Below are 21,126 nucleotides of genomic sequence, written 5' to 3'. Positions count from 1 at the left end.
TCGACTCTCACACCATGCCGGTGTAGACGGCTCCGGGGTTGAAGATGTTGTCCGGGTCGAGCGCCTGCTTGATCCGGTGGTTGAGTTCCATGACGTCGTCGCCGAGGTACGGTGCGAGCCACGGTGCCTTGAGCCGGCCGACGCCGTGTTCGCCGGTGATCGTCCCGCCGAGCCCGGTGGCCAAGTCCATGACCTCCCCGTAGGCGATCTGCGCCCGCTTCTGCTGCTCATCATCCTTCGGATCGACGACGAGCAGGGGGTGGGTGTTGCCGTCCCCGGCGTGGGCGATGACCGCGATCGTGACACCGCGGTCGGCGGAGATCTTCTCGATGCCGAGCACCAGATCCCCGAGCTTCGGCAGCGGCACCCCGACGTCCTCGAGCAGCAGCGCGCCCTTCTTCTCCACGGCGGGGATCGCGATCCGCCGGGCGGTGACGAAGGCTTCGCCCTCCTCGGGGTCGGTGGTGAGATAGCACTCGGAGGCGGCATTGAGCGAGCAGATCTCCTCGATCACGGCCGCCTGCACGCCCGAATGCTCCCCGGGTTCGTCGGACTGGATGACGAGCATGCCCTCGGCCTCACGGTCGAGTCCCATCTTCAGTTCGTCCTCGACGGCGTTGATCGAGGGCTTGTCCATGAATTCGAGCATCGAGGGCCGCATGGCCTTCGCGATGTCGAGGACGGCCTGCGTGGCGTCGGCGAGCCTGCCGAACATCGCGACCACGGTCGTCGGGGGCAGCTGGGCGGGGATGAGGCGCAGGGTCACCTCGGTGATGACGCCCAGCGTTCCCTCGGAGCCGACGAAGAGCTTCGTCAGGGGCAGACCGGCGACGTCCTTGAGCCTCGGTCCGCCGAGCTTGACCGCCCTGCCGTCGGCGAGGACGACTGTCATGCCGAGCACATAGTCCGTGGTCACACCGTATTTCACGCAGCACAGGCCGCCGGCGTTCGTGGCGATGTTGCCGCCGATCGAGCAGAACTCGAAGGACGATGGGTCCGGCGGGTACCACAGGCCGTGTTCGGCGGCCGCGGCCTTGACCTCGGCGTTGAAGGCGCCCGGCTGGACGGTGGCCATGCGGGTGACGGGGTCGATGGTGATCTCGCGCATCCGGTCGAGCGAGAGCACGATGCTGCCGTCGATCGCCGAGCTGCCGCCCGACAGACCGGAGCCGGCCCCGCGAGGCACGATCGGGACCTTCGCCTCGGCGGCGATGCGGACCACCGTCTGCACCTCCTCGGTGGACGTGACTCGGACGACCGCGGCCGGCACTCCGGCATCAGGATCATTCGCGCGGTCCCAGCGGTAGGCGTCCATCGAATCGGGGTCGGTGATGACCGCATCATCCGGCAGAGCGAAGGTGAGTGAGGAGACAACATCCATGCGCTCGACGTTACCAGGATCACATTCGGCGATGCGGCCCCGGTCCAGGGTGCGGAGGAGGCGTCGGCTGGGGCGCAGAGGATCCGCGTCAGTCCCGCGCAGTACTGTGGGGGTCATGACCGATGCGCCGCCCGCCGCCTACGTGCTCGGGACCGTTCCCGGTCCGCGCGGCGACGGCGGGCAGGTGGGCGTGGTCGCGCTCGATCGCTCGGGTGCGCAGATCGATTTGATCGACCTCGCCGAGGAGGCCCTGCCCGAATTCGTCCGCGACCGGGAGGGCGCGGCTGAGCTCGCCCGGGCAGATGCCGCCGGTGGCGCCCGCACGGACACATCACAACCGCCGAGGTGGATCCTCAGTGACACCCCGAAGTGGTACCCACAGCTGCTGGCCGCGGGAGTGGGAATCGAACGCTGCCACGATCTGCGCCTGACCCATGCGATCCTCACCCGCTCCGAGCTCGTCACCGACCCGGACCCGCTTCGTGCCGCAACGGACTGGGATGCCGCACCCACCGGTTCAGAAGGCGAGGCGCAGGCGGCCGCGCTCTTCGAGGTCGATTCCGGACGCGGGTATATCCGACAGGTGCCCCACGATCTCGAGTCCGCTCTGGCCGAATATGACCGGCAGAATGCCGTACTCGAGTCCGCGAGCGATCCGGGGCGGCTGCGGCTGCTGCTCGCCGCCGAATCGGCCGGTGGACTCGTCGCCGCGGAGATGCGGGCAGCTGGTGTCCCCTGGGACGAGGTCGAACACGACCGCATCCTCACCGACATCCTCGGACCCCGCCCGATCCGCGACGGGAAGCCGGCGAAGATGCTTGCGCTGGCCGACCGGGTGCGCGAGGCCCTCGAGGATCCGCGAGCGAACCTCGACTCTCCGAACCGGCTGCTCTCCTCCCTGCGCAATGCCGGCATCAACGTCGCCTCGACATCGAAATGGGAGTTGGCAGGCGTTGAGCATCCGGCGATCGCACCGCTGCTCGAGTACAAGAAGATGGCCCGACTGCTCAGCGCCAACGGCTGGCACTGGCTCGACGAATGGGTCGATCAAGGAAGATACCGACCTGTCTATGTGCCCGGCGGAGTCGTCACCGGCCGGTGGGCGGCCAGCGGGGGAGGAGCCCTGCAGATCCCGCGGCAGCTGCGCCCGGCACTGCGCGCCGATCCCGGCTGGCGGCTCGTGTCCGCCGACATCGCCCAGCTCGAACCCCGGGCGCTCGCGGCGATGTCCGGGGACCGGGCGATGGCCGAGGCCGGTCTGGGCCGTGACCTCTACTCCGGACTCGTCGACGCCGGTGTCGTCGCCACCAGGCAGGAGGCGAAGATCGCCGTGCTCGGGGCGATGTACGGCTCGACGACCGGTGAGGCCGGGGCCCTCGTGCCCCGCCTGCGCCAGAATTTCCCCGCGGCCATGCACCTCGTCGACACCGCCGCCGAGGTGGGGCGCCGCGGCGGGGTCGTGTCCACCTGGTTGGGGCGGACCTCCCCGGCCCCGAGTGAGGGCTGGCAGCGTCTGCAGCAGGCGGCGAACCGTTTCGACGCCAGCGGTGCCGATGAGCAGCGGGCGCGGCGGGCCGCCGGTGACCAGGGACGATTCACCCGCAACTTCGTCGTCCAAGGCACCGCTGCCGAATGGGCACTGGCGTGGCTGGCCGACCTGCGGCTGCGCCTGGCCAGGCTGCCCACGATCGATGACGGAGGAGAGTCCCGCGCCCGCCCGGCGGCCGCCTCGGGGCCGGTGTTCTCCCGCCGTGCTCACCTCGTCTTCTTCCTCCATGACGAGGTCATCGTCCATGCCCCGGCCGAACAGGCCGATCAGGCGGCGGAGGAGATCAGGGCGGCGGCCGCCTCGGCGGGCCGACTGCTCTTCGGTGATGCCCCCGTCGACTTCCCTCTCGACCTCAGCATCGGTGAACGAGCGATCAAGGAGTGAACGCGACCGAGCGGTCAGGAACTGTGTACGACCAGGAGCCGACAGACCCAGCACGCCTGAATGTGATCTGAAGGATAAGTGCATGTGCATGGAATAGACTGCCTGCCGCAAGCGCTGGACGATGTGGCCCAGCTCGGAATCGGAATCCAAGGAGATCACATGAGCATCAGCGTCAAGGCACTGCAGAAGACCGGACCGGACCAGCCGTTCCGCGTGGCCACGATCGAACGTCGGGATCCGCGACCCGACGATGTCGTCATCGACATCAAGGCGGCGGGCATCTGCCACAGCGACATCCACACCATCCGCAACGAATGGGGCGAGGCCCACTTCCCGCTCACCGTCGGCCACGAGATCGCCGGCGTCGTCGAAGCCGTCGGTGACAACGTCACCGACTGGAAGATCGGCGACCGTGTCGGGGTCGGCTGCATGGTCAACTCGTGCGGCGAATGCGAGGAATGCCTGGCCGGACAGGAGCAGAACTGCCTGAACGGCAGCGTCGGAACCTACAACGTCGAAGACGTCGACGGCACGATCACGCAGGGCGGATACTCCCAGAAGGTCGTCGTCAACGAACGCTTCGTCTGCCGGATCCCGGATGCGCTGGACTTCGACGTCGCCGCCCCGCTGCTGTGCGCGGGCATCACCACCTACGCCCCGCTCAACCGCTGGGGTGCGGGTGAGCAGAAGAACGGTGCGCCGAAGAAGGTCGCCGTGCTCGGCCTCGGCGGACTCGGCCACATGGGCGTGCAGATCGCTGCGGCCATGGGCTCGCAAGTGACCGTGCTCTCGCGCACCCTGAAGAAGGAGAAGGCGGCACTGGGTCTCGGCGCGACGCGGATGCTCGCAACCACGGAGGACGACTTCTTCTCCTCCCACCGCGGCGAGTTCGACCTCATCCTCAACACGATCAGCGCAGACATCACCGTCGACAAGTACCTGCGCCTGCTCAAGCCGCGCGGTGTCATGGCCGTCGTCGGCCTGCCGCCGGAGAAGCAGCAGTTCTCCTTCGGCTCGGTCATCGGCGGCGCCAAGGCGATCGCCGGATCGAACATCGGCGGCATCGCCGAGACCCAGGAGATGCTCGACTTCTGCGCCGAGCACGGCATCGCCGCACAGATCGAGACGATCCCCGTCACCGAGGCGGACGCCGCCTATGATCGAGTCGTGGCCGGAGACGTGCAGTTCCGCGTCGTCATCGACACCGCGAGCTTCGACGAGGTCGAAGCCGTCTGAGGCAGGCCGTGAACTGAGATGAGGTGACGAGACCGATGACAGGTAGGCGGAGGAGTGTGCGGACGGTGCCCTTGGCCCTGCTCATCCTCTACACGATCTTCATCGGTCTCGTCACCCTCTCACCCCAGCAGCTGGACACGGGCCCCGGTTCGTTCATCGCCGGGCTGCTCGACTTCCTCGCCTCTCACCGCCTCACGGCCTGGATCGACTACGACATCCTCGAGAAGCTCGCGAACGTGGGGATGTTCGTCCCGTTCGGCTTCCTCGTCTCCCTCCAGGCCGGACGCCGCCGCTGGTGGCTCGGCTGGGTCACCGGCATCGCCTTCACCTGCCTCATCGAGGGTACGCAGGCGACCCTGCTCTCACCCACACGCTTCGCCACGATCAGCGATCTCGTGACGAACAGCCTCGGCGCGGGCATCGGTGCCGTCCTTGCGCTCATCGCCATGATCATCTGGCCGCCGAGGCGGGACGACGTCCCCATCGACCATGTAGTCCGGTGATCCCTGATCGGATTCGCATCCGCGGCTGAGGATGCGCCAAGGATTGCCACGTAGGTTGGTCGTGATGACAGATCGAGATCAGCGCACGATCGGTGCGCCGCTGGCCCTTCTTGTTCTCTACACCCTCTTCATCGCCGCGATCACGCTGACCCCGCAGCAGCTGGGGACCGGCCCTGACACTCTCATCGGGCACGCGCTCGACCTCTTCGCCGCGCACCGGGAGACATCCTGGCTGACGTATGAGCGGGTCGAGAAGCTCGGCAATGTGGCGATGTTCATTCCCTTCGGATTCCTCGCCGCCCTCCACTTCGGCCGCAGGCGCTGGTGGCTCGGGTTCGCCGTCGGCGCGAGCCTCAGTGCCGCCATCGAGATCTTCCAGGGCACCGTGCTCACGCAGACCCGCTTCGCCACGCTCAGCGACCTGGTGACGAACACCCTCGGCGCCGGCCTCGGTGCGCTGTTCGGCCTGGCGGCCATGGTGATGTGGCCGTCGCGGAGGACGAGGAGCGATTCGGGTCGGCGGCTCGCAGCAGTGTGACGGTCCTCCCGCCGCTCATCGGCCCGGCCCGCCTCAGCCGTCCTCTGACTCCTCGAGGGCCGCGATGCACAGGCCGAGCGCCTCGGTGACCTTCGTGCGGGTCTCGTCGTCGAGCGGCGAGACCATGCGGGCGCTGATCGCCTCGACCCGGGACACCGCCTGATCGAGGAGTCGTTCGCCCGCCGGAGTGAGGCGCGTGGGCAGGATGCGCCCGGAGTCGGCCTTCGCCGGCCTCGTGATCAGCCCCCGCTCCTGCAATCCGCGCACCAGCGTATTCATCGTCTGCCGGGTGACGAAGGCACCGCGCGCGAGCTCGGAATTCGACGCCCCCGGCGATCGGCGCAGCTGTTCGAGACAGTTGTACTGCGGCGTGGTCAGGTCCAGTGGGCGCAGCGTCGCGTCCATCCGAGACCGGAGGGTCGTCTGCAGATGCTTGAGCTGATATCCGAGGAGAGACTCGAGGTCCTCCACCTCCTTGCCCTCCACCCCAGTCCCCTTCGGCGCCCGACCGCTCTGCTCTTGACTCATGTAAGAATTCTGACATACATTCATTTATGTCAGTATGCTGACATTAAGAGAGTCGGCATCCGATCGAATGAGGAGATGCCATGAGAAGGAGAACATCATGAATGAATCAGTCGGTTCCGTCAGCGGTCCGGACTTCATCGCCCTGCAGGTGCGCGATGTGGAAGCGGCCGCCCGGTTCTACGAATCGAAGCTCGGGCTCACCCGCGCTCCGGCCGCACCTCCCGGAGCGGTCGTCTTCACCACCTCGCCGATCCCTTTCGCGGTGCGCGAGCCGCTGCCCGGCGTCGATCTCGAATCCGGGCAGCGCCCGGGAAATGGGGTGGCATTGTGGCTGAAGTGCGATGACGCGCAGGCTCTCCACGATTTCCTTGCCGAAGCGGGGGTGGAGATCCTCCGCGCGCCGGCTCCCAGCCCCTTCGGGCTGACCTTCACTCTGGTCGACCTCGACGGCTATGCGGTGACGATGCACGATGCAGGGTGAGGGCAGCGAGATCACCACGACCGAACGTGGTTGAGCCGGCCGGCCGACGGGCGCTCACCCCAGCGAGTCGACGATCTTCCTGATCCGGCGATCGCGGGTCTCCTCGGCCTTCGCCGAGGTCACCTGCCGCACATGTTCCTTGCGCTTCGAGGGAGCGAGCGCGTCGAAGGCATCGCGCCTGCCGGCGGCGGCGAGAGCCTCGGCGAGTGAATCGGGGACGGGCGTCTCCCGGTTCGAAGTGTCGTGGGTGAGCGTGACGTCGTAAGTCTCGCCGCCGGCCACTCCGATCTTCTCGCGGTGCTCCTTGGCCAGCGGGAGCAGGTACTTCCCGCCCATCACCGCCGTCGTCGACGGATAGGAATACCCTTCGATCGTGACGATGACCGGAACCCGCTTGCCGAAGCCGAGCACGACGTCCTCGGGGACCTCAATGCCGACGTTGTTGCCCAGACTGAGCAGTTCAGTGGTGAACGTGACCATGGGGACTCCTCGATGAGTGGTCGGTATCGCTCGAGCGTAGGCCGATCACTCCTCGTCGGCAAGGGCGGAACCGGAGGTCCCGGAGAACCGCGGCCACCAGCAGTCCACCCGCCTGGCGTATTCGCGGTACTCATCGCCGAAGCGCTCGTACAGGTCGGCCTCCTCGTGGGGGCGGATCAGCCAGTTCCACAGCAGCGAGCCGATGAGCGCGTAGACGACGACCAGCCACGAGCCGATGAGCAGGCCCATCGCCACACCCTGGGCGATGCCGGCGATGGCCATGGGATTGCGGACGAAGGCGTAGGGCCCGCGGGCGACGAGGTGGTGCGCCATCTGGGACGGCAGCGGGGTGCCCGAACCGAAGTTCGCGATCGCCCGGGCCGACCACACACCGATGACGCTCGAGAACGCGAGCAGGGCGAAGCCTGCGACGGCCAGCAGGATCGGGAACTTGTAGGACAGCTGCCACCGGTCCTCGAAGGAGTTGATGAGCAGCGGAATGATGACGAGGAACACGCCCCAGAACACGACGATCTGAATCGTCGTGTGCACGAGCAGGCGCGAACGCACCCGCGTATGCGAACTGTGGAAGGCGAACGGCCCGATGAGCAGCCAGTCCGAGGGAACGCGACCGAGCAGAACGAGCGCACCCGCGATCACACTGCCGACCGCTGCGAGGATCATGAGCACGGCACCGAGTCCCGCCTCGGTGGTGACGGTGGCATAGATGACCATGCCGAGGCCGACGAGCACGCTCCAGCCCGCAGCGATCCATACGGCCCAGCGGAAGTTCATGGCCGCCAGCGCCGAAGCGATGACGAAGAGCGGGATGTCGACGACGGCGATCAGGAGCGGGTCGATGCCGCCGAGCGTCGCCGACTGCACCGCGGGAATCGTCGCGGTGCCCAGCCACCATGCCGCACCGGCGAGAGCCTGGAGGGCGAAGTACATGCGACCGTGGAAGATCCGCAGCCGCTTCTTCGGCTTGTCCACGCTCGTGAGATGTCGACTCATGCGGTCACCGTCCCACGGATGCAGACGCTCGTGGCGCCGCCGACCCAGACGATTGGGTCCGCCGAGGCTGATCCCTCCGTCGAGATCGAGACGACCCCGGCCCGACCGATCGCGGTGCCCTGAGTCGTCGTGTAGGAGTCGGGGGCGAGCCCCGCGCCGATGAGCCACTGCGCGACCGAGGCGTTGAGGCTGCCGGTGACCGGGTCCTCGCCCACGCCGACGCCGGGAACGAAGGCGCGGATCTCGTATTCGTGCTCCGAGCCCTGTGGGTGAGCTCCGAAGACGCCGAGCTTGGCCTCGGGGATCGCAGAGAAGTCGGGCGTGAGTGCGAGCACCTGTTCGGCGCCGGCCAGGCGTACGGCCGCCCAACCGGGACCGTTGTCGACCCACTGATGGTCGAGGATCTCGCTGCGTTCGATGCCGAGGGCGCGGGCGATGTCGCTGACATACGCTTCGTCGAGCTCCCCGGTGCGCAGCCGCTTCGGAGCGGCGAAGGCGAGGGTCTCGGGCGTTTCCGCCGACGGGGCGACAGAAGGATCCGCCGACGGGGCGACAGAAGGATCCGCCGACGGGGAGGCGGGGCCGCCTCGGCGGATATCGACGAGCCCGGCACCGCATTCCTGGACGATCCGACCATCCTGGGCCGGGGAGCCGCCGGCATCGAGCCAGGCCGCGGCCGAACCGAGGGTGGGGTGGCCGGCGAAGGGCAGCTCGCGGCGCGGGGTGAAGATCCGCAGCCGGTAGTCGGCGGCAGGATCGGTGGGGGAGAGGACGAAAGTGGTCTCGGACAGGTTGGTCCAGTTCGCGATCCGGGCCATCTGTTCGTCAGACAGGCCGTCGGCTTCGAGGACGACGGCGACGGGGTTGCCGCGGAAGGGAACGGCGGAGAAGACGTCCACCTGGGCGAATCGTCGTAGTTGAGGCAATGACACTCCTTCGCGAGTTGTGGCACGCGCTGCGAATGGGGGATTGCGCGACCACTGTCTTCCAGTGTAAAGGGCCAGGCGGGAACGGCCGTGGATTGCCCCATGGCGGCGCGGGCGCGCCACAGGGACGATGCGGCAGGGTCGGCACAGCCGAGGCGAGCAGGTGCAGGCTCGGGCAGGCGCAGGCTCGACCCGGTCCGATCCGCGACTGCATAATGAGGCATGGTCGAAGAAGTCTCAGCAGACGGTCGCGCACTGCGCATCGGTGTCCTCGGCGGCGGATTCATGGGCCGCGTCCACAGCAGAGCCGCGCGCTCGGCCGGTGCCGTCCTTGAATCCGTGGCCACCTCCTCGCCGGCGTCCAGCGCCCGGGCGGCGGCCGAACTCGGATTCGCACACTCCGCGACCGCGCACGACCTCATCGACCGCGGCCTCGACGTCGTCCACGTGTGCACCCCCAACGACGTCCACGCCGAGCAGTCGCTGCGGGTCCTCGACTCCGGTTCGGCGCTCATCTGCGAAAAGCCCCTGGCCACCGACTCTCAGGCCGCTCGCGCCGTCCTCGCCCGCGCCGAGGAGACCGGACTGATGGGCACCGTCCCCTTCGTCTACCGCTATCATCCGATGGTCCGGGAGGCCCGCGCCCGCTTCCGCGCGGGCGAGGCCGGCCGGCTGCTCACCGTCGACGCCGGATACCTCCAGGACTGGCTGCTGGGACCCGAGGACGAGAACTGGCGCGTCGAATCCGCCCGCGGCGGACCGTCGCGCGCCTTCGCCGACATCGGCTCCCACCTCGTCGACCTCATCGAATTCATCACCGGCGACCGCATCGCCTCGCTCGTGGCGACGACGCGGACCGTCCACCCTCGCCGAGGCGGGGCCACCGTGACGACGGAGGACACCGTGGCCATCACCGCCGAGTTCTCCGGCGGCGCCATCGGCTCGCTGCTCATCTCCCAAGCCGCTCCCGGCCGGAAGAACTCCCTGACCGTGGAGATCGCCGGCACCGAGGCGAGCATGCGCTTCGACCAGGAGCAGCCCGAGCGGCTATGGCTCGGCCGCCGGGCCGAGAGCCGCCTCCTCGTCCGCGACCCCGATGCACTCACCGCCGACGCCGCCCGACTGTGCGCGGTGCCGACCGGCCACCCGCAGGGCTACCAGGACGCCTTCAACTCCTTCGTCGCCGACTCCTACGCTCATTTCGCAGGCGACCGACCCGAGGGTCTGCCTACCCTCCGCGACGGAGTCCGCGCGGTCCTCGTCACCGAGGCGGTACTGGAATCGGCCGCGACCCGGTCCTGGGTCGACGTCGATCAGGTGTGAGCGGGGAGATCCCACTCCACCCTGACGCCGCTTCACGTCGTTCCTACTTCACACTGCCTGCGGTCAGCCCGCCGACGAGGCGCTTCTCGATGAGCATGAAGAGGATGACGACGGGCAGGATGCCGACGATCGAGACGCCGAAGACGTACTGCCAGCTCGTCTCGTACTGGCCGACGAACTTCGTCAGCGCCACGGAGATCGGCTGATTGCCGGCCGTGGAGAGGATGACGAGCGAGGCGGCGAACTCGTTCCAGCAGGCGACGAACGTGAACACGATCGCCGTGACGATCCCCGGCCACACGAGGGGGAGGTTGATCCGGAACAGGACGGACAGCTGGGATGCCCCGTCGAGCCGGGCCGCCTCGTCGATCTCCTTGGGGATGCCGGCGAAGAACGAGTGCATGATCCAGGTGGCGAAGGAGAGGTTGAACGCGGCGTTGACGACGATCATCGCCGCCCACGTGTCATTCATCCCCAGCAGGGAGAACTGCCGGAACAGGCCGGAGGTGAGCACAGCCGGCTGCAGCATCTGGGTGACGATGACCAAGAACATGAACACCATCCGGCCCGGGAACCTGAACCGTGCCGTGTAGTAGGCGGCGGGCAGGGCCACGACGAGCACGAGCAGGGTCGCGCACACGGCGATGATCACCGTCGAGATCATGTTCTGCACCAGCGGGGTCTCCGGCGTCGACCACATGTCGACGAAGTTCTCCCAGTGCCATTCCTGCGGCAGGTACGTCGGCTCCACGGACCTGATCTGCGACTTCGTCTTCACAGAGCCGAAGAACATGATGAGGTAGGGCAGGACGAAGACTGCGAAGACGATGAGTCCCACGATCATCCGCCCGATGACGGTGCCCATGGGCACCTTGTCGGCGGTGTAGCGCTTCCGTCGCCGAGGCGGCGCACCGTTCGCGTGAGGACGTGCGGTTGGCGGCGGGGCGGCGGCCGGGGTCGTGTCCGTGGCCATCAGACCTCCTGCATGGGTTTGACGACTCTGACGTAGACGATGACGACGAGTATGACGATGAGGAAGCCGATCACCGACAGGGCGCTCGCGACATCGACCTTGTGCTGGATCTCGATGTACTTGAAGATCATCGTCATGATGGTGTCCGCGCCGTAGCCGGGGATCGACCCCGTCATGACCTTGAGGATCGGCAGCGAGTTGAACACGTTGATGATGTTGATGAGCACCGCCACGCTCAGCGCTCCGCGCAGCTGCGGGAGGATGACGGCGAAGTAGGTGCGCCAGGGTCCCGCGCTGTCCATCCGGGCGGCCTCGATGGTCTCCCGGGGGATCGTGGCCAGACCCGCGAGCAGGGTGTAGGTGGTGAAGGGCAGGGACACGAAGACGGCGATGACGATCGACCACAGGAAGCCCGTCGTCGGATTCTTCGTCCAGCCGTAGCCGGCCGGATTGTCGATGAGTCCTATGTCGACGAGGAACTTATTCACCACCCCGAAGTACGGCTCGAGCCCGTAGTAGAAGACCATCGTCGTCATCACCACCGAGGCGGCCCACGGGATGATCACGGCCAGCCGGACGAGCTGCCGACCGGGGAAGGCTTTGTTCAGGATCTGCGCGAGTCCCAAGGAGATGACGACGGCGAGGCCGACGACGGCGACGACCCAGATGATCGTGCGCACGATGATCGGCCAGAACTGGTCGAAGGCGAATAGGGAGACGTAGTTGTCGAAGCCGACCGAGCCCTTGTCGAGACCGGACGTCGAGATGTCCCGGGTCGAGTTGAAGATCATCAGCCCGGCGGGGAAGAACACGACCCCGACGATGAGGATCAGCGCCGGGGCCAGCCACGGCAGGGCCTTGAGCGTGTCGCGCCACGTGGTCGTGGTGCGGTCGCGGGTCGTCGACCCGCGACCGCCCGTCCTGCGGCGCTCGCCCTCAGCCCTGCCGGGATCCGGCTTCCTGCCCGGATTCACCTCTGGGTCCACCCGTGGGCTCACCCTTGGTCGACCTGATCCTGGATCGACTTCAGCACATCCTCGGCGGACTTCGATTCGAGCTGACCGAATGTCGACTTGAAGGCGCCGTCGGTGGCCGACCACTTCGAATTCGTCGAGGGGTAGAACTGCGCGTCGGGCATGGTGTCGAGGAACGGCTTGAGGTCCTCGTCGTCGGCGAGTTCCTTCGCACCGGACTTCGTCACCGGCAGGAAGCCTTCGGCCTCGACCCAGGGCAGGTAGTTGTCATCGGCGTAGTAGTAGTCGAAGAACTTCGTGATCGCCTCGGCCTTGTCCCCGTCGTTCTGGAACGCCATGAGCTGGTCGCCGACGCCGAGGGTCATCGGCTTGCCGTCCTTCGTCGGGATCGGCACGACCGAGTAGTCGAGGTCGGGGTTCGAGTCCTCGATCTGACCGACCGTCGGAGGCAGGCCGACCTGCATGCCGATCTTGCCCTGGACGAAGATGTCGAGCAGCGGGGTGCGCTGGGAGGAGCCCGGATCGTCCTGGGTGGCACCTGCGTCGATCATCTTCTTGATCTGCTTCGCACCCTCGAGGTTCTCGGGCGTATCGATCGTGATCTCCTTCTCGTCGCCGAAGCTGCCTCCGGCGCCCCAGAGCCAGATCGCGGCCTCGGCCTGCGCCTCCTCGGAGCCCAGCGGCATGCCGTAGCCGGCGACGCCGCCGCCGAGTTCGGAGACCTTCTTCGAGGCGTCGAGGAGTTCGTCCCAGTCCTTCGGGGCTTCCTTCACCCCTGCCTTGTCGAGGAGTTCGTTATTGACGAACAGCGCCCTCGTCGAGGCGATGAGCGGCAGGGCGTAGGCGGTGCCCTTGAGGGTCTCGTTGTCGAGGAAGCCTTCGTCGAAGTTCTTGTACGTCTCGGGACTCGTGACGTCTTCGGTCTTGTACAGCAGCTCGTCGGAGGCGAAGCCGGCGAAGGGACCGCCGTTGTAGATGTCGGGGGCCTCACCGGCCTGGATCTTCGTGGACACGACCTTCTCGAGGTTGTCCCAGGACTGGACCTCGAGGTTGACCGAGATGTCCTCGTTCTCCTTCTCGAAGCCGTCGATGACGTCCTGCCACAGGCCTTTCGTGGCGTCCGAATACGTGGGCACGAGGAAGTCGAGGGTGGTCTTGCCGGAATCGGAGTCGGATCCGGACCCGCCGAAACCGCAGCCGGAGACGGTCAGCGTCAGTGCTGCCGTGGCGGCGATGGCGGCGAGGGTGCGTGTTCTTCTCATGGTCTGTTCTCTGTTCCCGTCTTCTCGGCGTTCCGGGTTCCGCCGGTCAGCGTTGACCAGAACTGTGTGATGAATGAAAGTATGGTGTGAGTGCAGTCACAAGGTCAAGCGTCAGATCGTGTTTGTGCAGTAATTGATTGAATAACGATCATCGGATTGCCGTATTTATCGGCTACACGGTCATTATTATGCTCAATTGCGGTAGTCTGCAGGTGTCGAGGACGACGAAGAGGGTGAAGGGCGAACATGGTTGATGTGTCTCTGCGGGACGTGGCGCTGAACTATCCGGGAACGGATCGGCCCGCCGTGTCCGAGGTCGACCTCGAGATCGCCGACGGTGAGTTCCTCGTCCTCGTCGGGCCGTCGGGCTGCGGGAAGTCGACGACCCTGCGGATGCTCGCCGGGCTCGAGTTCCCGACCGAGGGCAGCATCCTCTTCGACGGGCAGGACGTCACCGACGTCTCGGCGAAAGTCCGCGATGTTGCGATGGTCTTTCAGTCCTATGCCCTCTACCCGCATATGACCGTGTCGGAGAACATGGAGTTCTCGCTGAAGAACACGGGCGTGGCCAAGGACCGCCGCAGTGAGCTCGTCGCCGAGGCGGCCGCCATGCTCGAGCTCGACGAGCTCCTCGATCGCAAACCCAAGGCGCTGTCCGGCGGGCAGCGGCAGCGGGTGGCGATGGGGCGTGCGATCGTCCGTCGCCCGCAGGTCTTCCTCATGGATGAGCCGCTGTCGAACCTCGATGCGAAGCTGCGCGTGCAGACGCGTGCGCAGATCTCGGCGCTGCAGCGCAAGCTCGGCGTGACGACCGTCTACGTCACTCACGATCAGACTGAGGCGATGACGATGGGCGACCGCGTGGTGGTGATGAATGAAGGCCGGGTCGAACAGGTCGGCACCCCGCGCGAACTCTACAATTCCCCGGCGAGCCTGTTCGTCGCCGCGTTCATCGGCTCACCGACGATGAACCTCATCCCCGCGACGAGGCGGCCCGACGGAACCGCCGTCGGCGCCGGGATCTCGGTGGCCCTGCCCGACGGCCTGCCGGATTCCGGCGAGGACATCGTCCTCGGGATCCGTCCGGAGGATCTCGTCGTGGACGACGAAGTCACAGCCGCCTCGGCGGGGGAGAACCTGCTCGAGATCGAGATCTCGCTGGTCGAAGAGCTCGGGTCGGACACCTTCGTGTACGGGATCACGCCCGACCAGGACCCCCTGCGGATCGGGGAGAAGCCGGTCGTCGCGCGCCTGACCAAGGGCGGGACGCCTCGGCGCGGGGATCGGATGACCTTCCGGGTCGATCCCCGGCTCGTCCACGTCTTCGACACCCAAACCGAACAGCTGGTCCGTTAGTGCTGCGTCAGGCAGGCAGTGCGGCGATCGCTCCTGAGGTGATTCTGGCGATCGGCTGAGGGCGTCGCTCAGGGTCTCTTCGTACACTGATCCGCTATGGACTTCAACCAGGCAGCGGCGACGTGGTGGGACGCGATCACCTCCGGTTTCGGGCGGCAGGACGGGCTCGAGCTCGACGTTCTGCGGCTCCTGCTCGTCATCGGCGTCCCCCTCCTCGTCACGCTGACCCCGGGGATCTGGCGGTTCTTCGGCCTCTTCGTCACCTTCGTCCACGAACTCGGCCACGCCTTCGCGGCGCTGATGACGGGGCGCGTGGTCAAGGGGATCTCGCTCAATTTCGACCATTCCGGACAGATGAATTCGTTCGGGCGGGTCGGCTTCTCGGCCACGTGGGCGGGGTTCTGGGGGTATCCGGCACCGGGCGTGCTCGGGCTCGTGCTCATCACGTCGGCGGTCTACGGCTGGGCGCCCTTGGCGCTGTCGGTGGGGGCGCTCATTCTGCTGGTGGCGCTCATCTTCATCCGCAACCTCGCGGGCGCGGTGATCGCGGTGGTCACGGCGTTGGCCGCTCAGCTCGTCGTCGTGTTCCTGCCCCTCGAATGGATCTCGGTCTTCGTCGCGGCCCTCGGCACGGGGCTGGCGATCGGCTCGCTCAAAGACCTCGTCAAGGTCATCCGCGTCCACACCCGCCGACGCCATGTGCAGCAGTCGGACGCCTTCATCCTCGCGCAGGGGTCAAGCCTGCCTGCCGGTGGCTGGCTGACGCTGTTCGCGCTGGTCATCGTTCTCTGCGCGCTCGCCTCCGCCCGGGTGCTGTACACGGCGGTCACGGTCGGCGCGGTGTAGGCGGCGTGCGCCCGCCCAGGCAGCTGCGGCCGGCGCGCTCGGGCGGGGTCAGCCCGCTCGGGCGGTCGAGGTCGGCCCGCTCGTGCGGGGTCGGTCGGCTGCGGCCGGTCGTGATGTTGCGTCAGGGGCGGATGGCACAATCGGAGTATGGCCGCACACCCGAAATTCTCCGCCGTTCTGTTCGACTGCGACGGCGTGCTCGTCGATTCCGAGAGCATCACCAACGGTGTCCTGCACGGAATGCTCGTCGAGCTCGGGTGGCAGCTCACGCCGGATGAGTGCATCGCGCGCTTCGTCGGCAAGATGCTCCGCGATGAGGCCGACGTCATCGAGGAGCACTCGGGCTATCGCATCGACGACGAGTGGATGAACGAGTTCCGCCGCAGGCGCAACGCTGAGCTTGCAGCGTCGCTCCAGGCCATCCCGGGTGTACTGGGCGCCGTCCATCGGATCGCCGAGGTCTATCCGGGAGCGATCGCCTGCGCTTCGAGTGCGGACCGACCGAAGATCGAACTCCAGCTGCGGAAGATCGGCCTCTTCGACGCCTTCGACGGTCGGATCTTCTCCGGCATGGAGCTTCCACGCTCGAAACCCGCCCCCGACGTCTATCTGGCAGCGGCCGATGCGCTGGGCATCGACCCCGCCGAGGCGGCCGTGATCGAAGATTCCCCCACCGGCGTGATCGCCGGTGCCGCCGCACGATCCCATGTGCTCGGTTTCTGTCCGGACTCACCCGTACATCAGACCCCCGAAACGCTGCTGTCGGCCGGTGCCGCCGAGGTCTTCACGTCGATGGAGCAGCTGTCAGGGCTGTTGGTCGAGTAGTTCTCATCGGTGCCGGTGCCGGTGCCGGTGCTTGGCCGCTGGTGCCCGGTCGCTGGTACCTGGCGGCTGGTGCTGACGCCTGGTGGCTGGTGACCGGGGTGTCTGCAACTGGTGGTGCTGGTGTCTACGCGACAGATGGTGCTGGCATTGCCGCCGGATGCTGGGGTCGCCGGGGATGCTGATTCGACTTCGAATCGTCCGATGAAACGAGGCGTCTGATGAAGCGAATCGTTTGATGCCTCGCACTGCTCGATCATTCGAATCTGTCCTGGTTTTCAAATCATCAAATAACAGCAAACACAATTCAATAAAAAGACAGTTCTGTTCGTAATCGAATTGTGACATTCATTTCTTCGATTCAGAGGCAGAATTGATCTAAGGCATTCACATCGACGTGAAAGGCGGTGAGACCGATGAAGGATTCCCCGGACCCCCATAACCCGAACGACGACGGTCTCGACCCTGCCTCCAACAACGCCGGAGAGGCTGACGAGGCCACAGTTTCGCCCTCCGCCCGTCCAGTGGTCGGCTCCGATTCGCCGCGCCGCCTCGACGTCGACCCTGATTCGCCCATGGCTGTGGTCGCGAGCATCGCCCGCCTGAGCTCAGGCGCCAAGATCGCCGACTACCAGGCCGTCGCCGGCCTGTTCCTGGCCGAAGTCCTCGATCGTCTGCGCTACGCCCCCGCCGACGAGATCTACTACCACGCGACCTTCACCCAGACGGCCGAACGGTTCCTCGCGGTCCGCGACGGAGGCCGGACGAACAAGCGCGACGAAGACGATCCCTGGGTCGCAACCGACGCTGTCGACGACGCCGAAGCTGAGACCACTGCCGACACCGATGCCTCAGGCGCGTCCGCCGCTGGTTCGGCCGTCGTCGATTCCGACGAGACTCGCTCCGAAGGTGCGGACTCGGGCAGCACGACCGATCCGGCCGGGACCGAGCCCACTACGGGCGCACTGGCGGAACCGCTTCCGAACTTCCCGAAGTTCCAGCTCCACAAGTCGTTCAACAGCTGGGCTCACGAGCTGACCGCCCGCGAGGAAGTCACCGAGCTGGCCGCTGTCCTCGGGGCAACGAGCGACGGCGCTTACAACGAGATCACGAACGCGATCACGCTCGTGTTCGGGCTGCCGAAGTTCCTTGACCGCTGCCTCCAGGGCGAGTTCACCATCGAGCACGTGCTCTCCGCGACTCGAGCCGTTAAGGACGTCAGCTTCGAACACGTTCCCCGCCTCGATGCCTACCTGGCCGAGCGTCGCGCGGACATCACCCTCGAGACCTTCAGGAAGTCTCTCAACCTGAAGATCGCGGCGATCGTCCCGGTCGACGATCGCACCGAACTCGCCTCCAAGCGTCGCCATGTCGACATCACCACGTACTCCGACGGCACCGCCTCGGTGACCCTCATGGGCCCGGCCGTGGAACTCAAGGCGTTCTACCTGCGCATCGAAGCCTTCGCTCGCGCGATCCGCAACGGCCAGATATCAGCATTCACCGACGTGGACCTCATTGGCACCGAAATGGACGAGCAGGACAGCGTCGCCGCCCTGATGTTCGACATCGCCACGCGTGCGACCCCGCAGATGGCCATCGCGGTGACCGCGCACGATACGACCACCGGCGAGACCACCACCAAGGAGTTCGCCTTCGATGCGACCGACTCCACCGACCTCATCACGGCGGACGCGGTCGACGCCACGGCGCGGACGACACAGCGCGAAGCTGAGGCCGTAGCAGCTGCCGGTGCCGAGGTCAAGACGATCATCAAGCTCGTCATGCCCACTCACGGGCAGTGGGTGAGGGAACAAGCGAAGATGATGGTGTCGGTGCCCTACCTCACTGCGATCGGTCGCTCGGAGCTGCCGGGAACGTTCTCGGACGGCTCCCCGGTGCCGCCTGAAGCGGCGCGAGTTCTGGCCGCTCAGAGTCCGACCTGGCACCGGATCCTTACGGACCCGGCGACGGGGACACCGATCGACGCCCGCTCGAAGAGCTACTACATTCCAGCCGACGTGCGCGCGCCACTGACGGCGAAATGGCAGTCGTGCTCGGCTCCCGGATGCACCCGTCGCGCCGAGACCTCGGAAATCGACCACATCATCCCCTTCGATCACGACGATCCGGCACGGGGCGGGCAGACGACGTTTGAGAACACGCACCCGCTGTGCAAAGCCGACCACCAGAGGAAGACCGACCGCAGGTTCTCGGTCAGGTCGACCGATGACGGAGCGGTGGAGTATGCCTTCCGCCACGGTGTCGTGACAAAGATGCACCCGCCGGACAACCCGATCAACGCCGAGCATGCACGGCAGGTGGAGAACTATGCCGAATTGCCCGATCTGCTTGCCGCAGACGACGGGTTCGGAGCCGAAATGTGCCCCGACAACGATGCCGTGGCCGACGTGGGCTCCGTCGAGGAGTACGAGACGGGACGGGCACAGCGGTCGCAGAGAGCGGCCGACGAGAATCAGGATCCCCGATGGGATCGGGACGAACCGCCGCCATTCTGACAGGTGGCACCGGTCTGCCCAGCCAGCACCTTTCGGCGGCTAGCCTTCGTCCTCCTCGATCAGGCGGCGGACGTCGTCCTGGTTCCGGACCTCGCCCTTCTTCGCCGCCTCGATGACCTTCTCATGCTGTTCGTCGGTGACGACCGGCACCTCTTCGCCGTTGCCGTCGATGATCCGGCCGTCCTTGACGGTGTCGCCCTCGGTGAGGATGGCTTCGTTGTCGATCAGCCTCTGCAGCTCCTCCTTGCGGATGACTCGACCGGTCCCGGCGACGAAGACCGAACGATCCGAACGGTCCTTGGCCTTCACGCCGATGTGGTTGAAGACCAGATTGAGCAGCACGGCCATGAGCGTGGCCGAGGAGATGCCGGAGTGGAGGATGATGCCGACCCACGACGGGAATGAGTTGTAGAAGTCGGGCTCGACGACAGGAATGATGCCGAACGCCAGCGAGACCGCGACGATGATCATGTTGAGATTGCCCTCGTATTCGACCTTCGACAGCGTGCGGATGCCCGAGGCGGCAACGGTTCCGAAGAGAACGATGCCCGCTCCGCCGAGCACAGGCGACGGCACCGCTGCGACGACTCCGCCCATCACGGGCAGCAGACCGAGGATCACGAGGATCGCACCGCCGGCTGTGACGACGAAGCGTGACTTCACACCGGTGATCGCGACCAGACCGACATTCTGAGCGAACGCCGACTGCGTGAACGAATTGAAGACCGGCGAGACCGCTGAAGAGAGCATGTCGGCGCGAAGCCCGGACGCGATGCGCTTCGAATCGACCTTGGTCTTCACGATCTCGCCGACGGCGATGATGTCCGCGGTCGTCTCGGCGAAGGTGACGATGATGACGATGAACATCGAGATGATCGCAGCTGCCGAGAACGTCGGCATGCCGAAGGCGAACGGCTGTGGGAAAGCGAAGACACCACGATCGAGCACATGCGAGAAGTCGGCCCAGCCGAACACGAGGCAGCCGATCGTGCCGATGACGATGGCCAGCAGAATCGACAGTCTTGAGACCATCGCGACCGGAATTCGGCTGAGAATGAGCACGACGGCCAGCGTGCCGACGGCGATGAGGATGTTGCGCATGCTGCCGTAGTCGGCGGCCTCCGCATCCCCGCCCATCGCCCAGCCCGCAGCGACGGGCATGAGTGACAGGCCGATCGTCGTGATGACCGTACCCGTCACCACAGGAGGGAAGAACTTCACAATGAGCGCAAAGGCCGGTGCCACTATCAGACCGATCACCGAGGCGACCAACACCGAACCGAAGACCGCTGGCAATCCGTCACCGCCGGCCAGGATCGACGTCATCGTGGCGACGCCGGCGAAGGAGACGCCCTGGACGAGCGGCAGCTGAGAACCGAAGAACGGCACTCCCACCGACTGCAGAATGGTCGCCAGACCACCCATGAACAGGCACGACGCGATGAGCACGCTGATGCCGTTGCCATCGAGATCCGCGGCCTTGCCGATGATGAGCGGCACGGCGATGATGCCGCCGTACATCGTGAGGACGTGCTGCAGCCCGTAGGCGAACGAGCTGCCGACGGGCAGCCGCTCGTCCTCGGGCCTGCGCGACTTCCTCGCGGCCGACGACGCCCGCTTGTTCTGTGGTGACTGCTGGGATACCGACATCTATCTCTCCGTTGAGCTCATCCTCGGGTGATGGTTGTGCTCTCGTGCACTCTGCCTGACTTGTCGAGCATCAGTGTCGGTGAGTGGGCACCGCGGCGACCGAGGGATCGATCTTCCAATATGTGAAAAGTATTTTCCTTATCGCAAAACTCTAAAGGAATACCATTCTCACCGCAAGGTATTTTCGTGACCTGGGGCACATGCTAGAGTACACGTCTGTCGATGCGACTCGTACCCGGGGGTAGCTTATCGATCCCGAGGCGGGTCTTCGAGTCATCGAACGGCGGAGCAGCAGACGCCGAAAAACCTGAGCTGGTGGCGGTCGGCCCCAGTCCTGTCGCCACTCACCGGAAGCGTACGGTTCGAGCAGCGAAAGGCGAC

The 21,126-nt window shown here is 66.2% G+C and carries 19 protein-coding genes; 10 read left to right on the top strand and 9 right to left on the bottom strand.

The genetic code is table 11. The features are described from left to right. Positions 1-7: 7 nt before the first annotated feature. Positions 8-1,381: an FAD-binding oxidoreductase gene (locus HK401_RS08340; RefSeq protein ID WP_181274196.1), complete on the bottom strand. Its 1,374-nt coding sequence runs from the start codon at positions 1,379-1,381 to the stop codon at positions 8-10. Positions 1,382-1,496: 115 nt separating this feature from the next. Between HK401_RS08340 and HK401_RS08335 the strand changes: the two genes are divergently transcribed. The 4 genes from HK401_RS08335 to HK401_RS08320 all read left to right on the top strand — a co-directional run bounded on the left by HK401_RS08335 (position 1,497) and on the right by HK401_RS08320 (position 5,591). After that, positions 1,497-3,314: a bifunctional 3'-5' exonuclease/DNA polymerase gene (locus tag HK401_RS08335; RefSeq protein WP_181274195.1), complete on the top strand. Its 1,818-nt coding sequence runs from the start codon at positions 1,497-1,499 to the stop codon at positions 3,312-3,314. A gap of 159 nt (positions 3,315-3,473) precedes the next feature. Continuing rightward, the gene (locus HK401_RS08330) at positions 3,474-4,550 is read left to right on the top strand and encodes an NAD(P)-dependent alcohol dehydrogenase (RefSeq protein WP_181274194.1); all 1,077 of its coding nucleotides are present in this window, start codon (positions 3,474-3,476) and stop codon (positions 4,548-4,550) included. A gap of 65 nt (positions 4,551-4,615) precedes the next feature. Then, positions 4,616-5,053 (top strand): VanZ family protein, encoded by a 438-nt coding sequence (locus HK401_RS08325; RefSeq protein WP_309135934.1) that lies wholly within the window; start codon positions 4,616-4,618, stop codon positions 5,051-5,053. 64 nt (positions 5,054-5,117) lie between these two features. Then, positions 5,118-5,591: a VanZ family protein gene (locus tag HK401_RS08320; protein ID WP_181274193.1), complete on the top strand. Its 474-nt coding sequence runs from the start codon at positions 5,118-5,120 to the stop codon at positions 5,589-5,591. Positions 5,592-5,624: 33 nt separating this feature from the next. Here HK401_RS08320 and HK401_RS08315 read toward each other — a convergent pair whose 3' ends face one another. Further along, on the bottom strand, positions 5,625-6,119 hold the full coding sequence (locus HK401_RS08315) for a MarR family winged helix-turn-helix transcriptional regulator (RefSeq protein WP_181274192.1): 495 nt from the start codon (positions 6,117-6,119) through the stop codon (positions 5,625-5,627). A 97-nt stretch (positions 6,120-6,216) separates the two neighbouring features. Between HK401_RS08315 and HK401_RS08310 the strand changes: the two genes are divergently transcribed. Further along, positions 6,217-6,600 (top strand): VOC family protein, encoded by a 384-nt coding sequence (locus tag HK401_RS08310; protein ID WP_181274191.1) that lies wholly within the window; start codon positions 6,217-6,219, stop codon positions 6,598-6,600. A gap of 54 nt (positions 6,601-6,654) precedes the next feature. Here HK401_RS08310 and HK401_RS08305 read toward each other — a convergent pair whose 3' ends face one another. The 3 genes from HK401_RS08305 to HK401_RS08295 are packed head-to-tail and all read right to left on the bottom strand — an operon-like array spanning position 6,655 to position 9,020. Continuing rightward, positions 6,655-7,080 (bottom strand): YdeI/OmpD-associated family protein, encoded by a 426-nt coding sequence (locus tag HK401_RS08305; RefSeq protein ID WP_181274190.1) that lies wholly within the window; start codon positions 7,078-7,080, stop codon positions 6,655-6,657. 45 nt (positions 7,081-7,125) lie between these two features. After that, complete coding sequence (locus HK401_RS08300) at positions 7,126-8,094, bottom strand: methyltransferase family protein (protein ID WP_181274189.1); 969 nt, start codon at positions 8,092-8,094, stop codon at positions 7,126-7,128. Next, entirely contained in the window at positions 8,091-9,020 is a 930-nt protein-coding gene (locus HK401_RS08295) for a PhzF family phenazine biosynthesis protein (protein WP_219921806.1), read from the bottom strand. Before HK401_RS08295 ends, HK401_RS08300 begins: the two co-directional genes overlap by 4 nt. A gap of 222 nt (positions 9,021-9,242) precedes the next feature. Here HK401_RS08295 and HK401_RS08290 point away from each other — a divergent pair, with 222 nt between their 5' ends. Then, entirely contained in the window at positions 9,243-10,343 is a 1,101-nt protein-coding gene (locus HK401_RS08290) for a Gfo/Idh/MocA family protein (RefSeq protein WP_181274187.1), read from the top strand. A gap of 43 nt (positions 10,344-10,386) precedes the next feature. Here HK401_RS08290 and HK401_RS08285 read toward each other — a convergent pair whose 3' ends face one another. From HK401_RS08285 to HK401_RS08275, 3 genes are read right to left on the bottom strand one after another with little or no spacing between them, the layout of a single operon-like run. Then, positions 10,387-11,316 carry a carbohydrate ABC transporter permease gene (locus HK401_RS08285; RefSeq protein ID WP_181274186.1) on the bottom strand — a complete coding sequence of 310 codons (930 nt, stop codon included), beginning with the start codon at positions 11,314-11,316 and terminating at the stop codon, positions 10,387-10,389. Then, positions 11,316-12,302, bottom strand: coding sequence for a carbohydrate ABC transporter permease (locus tag HK401_RS08280; protein ID WP_309135933.1), 987 nt, complete (start codon positions 12,300-12,302; stop codon positions 11,316-11,318). Before HK401_RS08280 ends, HK401_RS08285 begins: the two co-directional genes overlap by 1 nt. 8 nt (positions 12,303-12,310) lie before the next feature. After that, entirely contained in the window at positions 12,311-13,552 is a 1,242-nt protein-coding gene (locus tag HK401_RS08275; protein ID WP_181274185.1) for an extracellular solute-binding protein, read from the bottom strand. A gap of 246 nt (positions 13,553-13,798) precedes the next feature. Here HK401_RS08275 and HK401_RS08270 point away from each other — a divergent pair, with 246 nt between their 5' ends. From HK401_RS08270 to HK401_RS08255, 4 genes are all read left to right on the top strand, one after another. Then, on the top strand, positions 13,799-14,908 hold the full coding sequence (locus tag HK401_RS08270; RefSeq protein WP_181274184.1) for an ABC transporter ATP-binding protein: 1,110 nt from the start codon (positions 13,799-13,801) through the stop codon (positions 14,906-14,908). Positions 14,909-15,004: 96 nt separating this feature from the next. Next, positions 15,005-15,754, top strand: a complete 750-nt coding sequence (locus tag HK401_RS08265; RefSeq protein ID WP_181274183.1) for a M50 family metallopeptidase — start codon at positions 15,005-15,007, stop codon at positions 15,752-15,754. A 147-nt stretch (positions 15,755-15,901) separates the two neighbouring features. Continuing rightward, positions 15,902-16,579 (top strand): HAD family hydrolase, encoded by a 678-nt coding sequence (locus HK401_RS08260; protein ID WP_181274182.1) that lies wholly within the window; start codon positions 15,902-15,904, stop codon positions 16,577-16,579. A 413-nt stretch (positions 16,580-16,992) separates the two neighbouring features. Further along, entirely contained in the window at positions 16,993-19,095 is a 2,103-nt protein-coding gene (locus HK401_RS08255) for an HNH endonuclease signature motif containing protein (protein WP_181274181.1), read from the top strand. A gap of 39 nt (positions 19,096-19,134) precedes the next feature. Here the strand turns inward: HK401_RS08255 and HK401_RS08250 are convergent, their stop codons facing one another. Then, the gene (locus tag HK401_RS08250; RefSeq protein ID WP_181274180.1) at positions 19,135-20,745 is read right to left on the bottom strand and encodes a nucleobase:cation symporter-2 family protein; all 1,611 of its coding nucleotides are present in this window, start codon (positions 20,743-20,745) and stop codon (positions 19,135-19,137) included. Between the last annotated feature and the right edge of the window lie 381 nt (positions 20,746-21,126).

It is taken from the genome of Brevibacterium oceani, assembly GCF_013623835.1.
GTDB classification, from domain to species: domain Bacteria; phylum Actinomycetota; class Actinomycetes; order Actinomycetales; family Brevibacteriaceae; genus Brevibacterium; species Brevibacterium oceani.
This window is presented reverse-complemented; position numbering and strand designations above follow the sequence as displayed.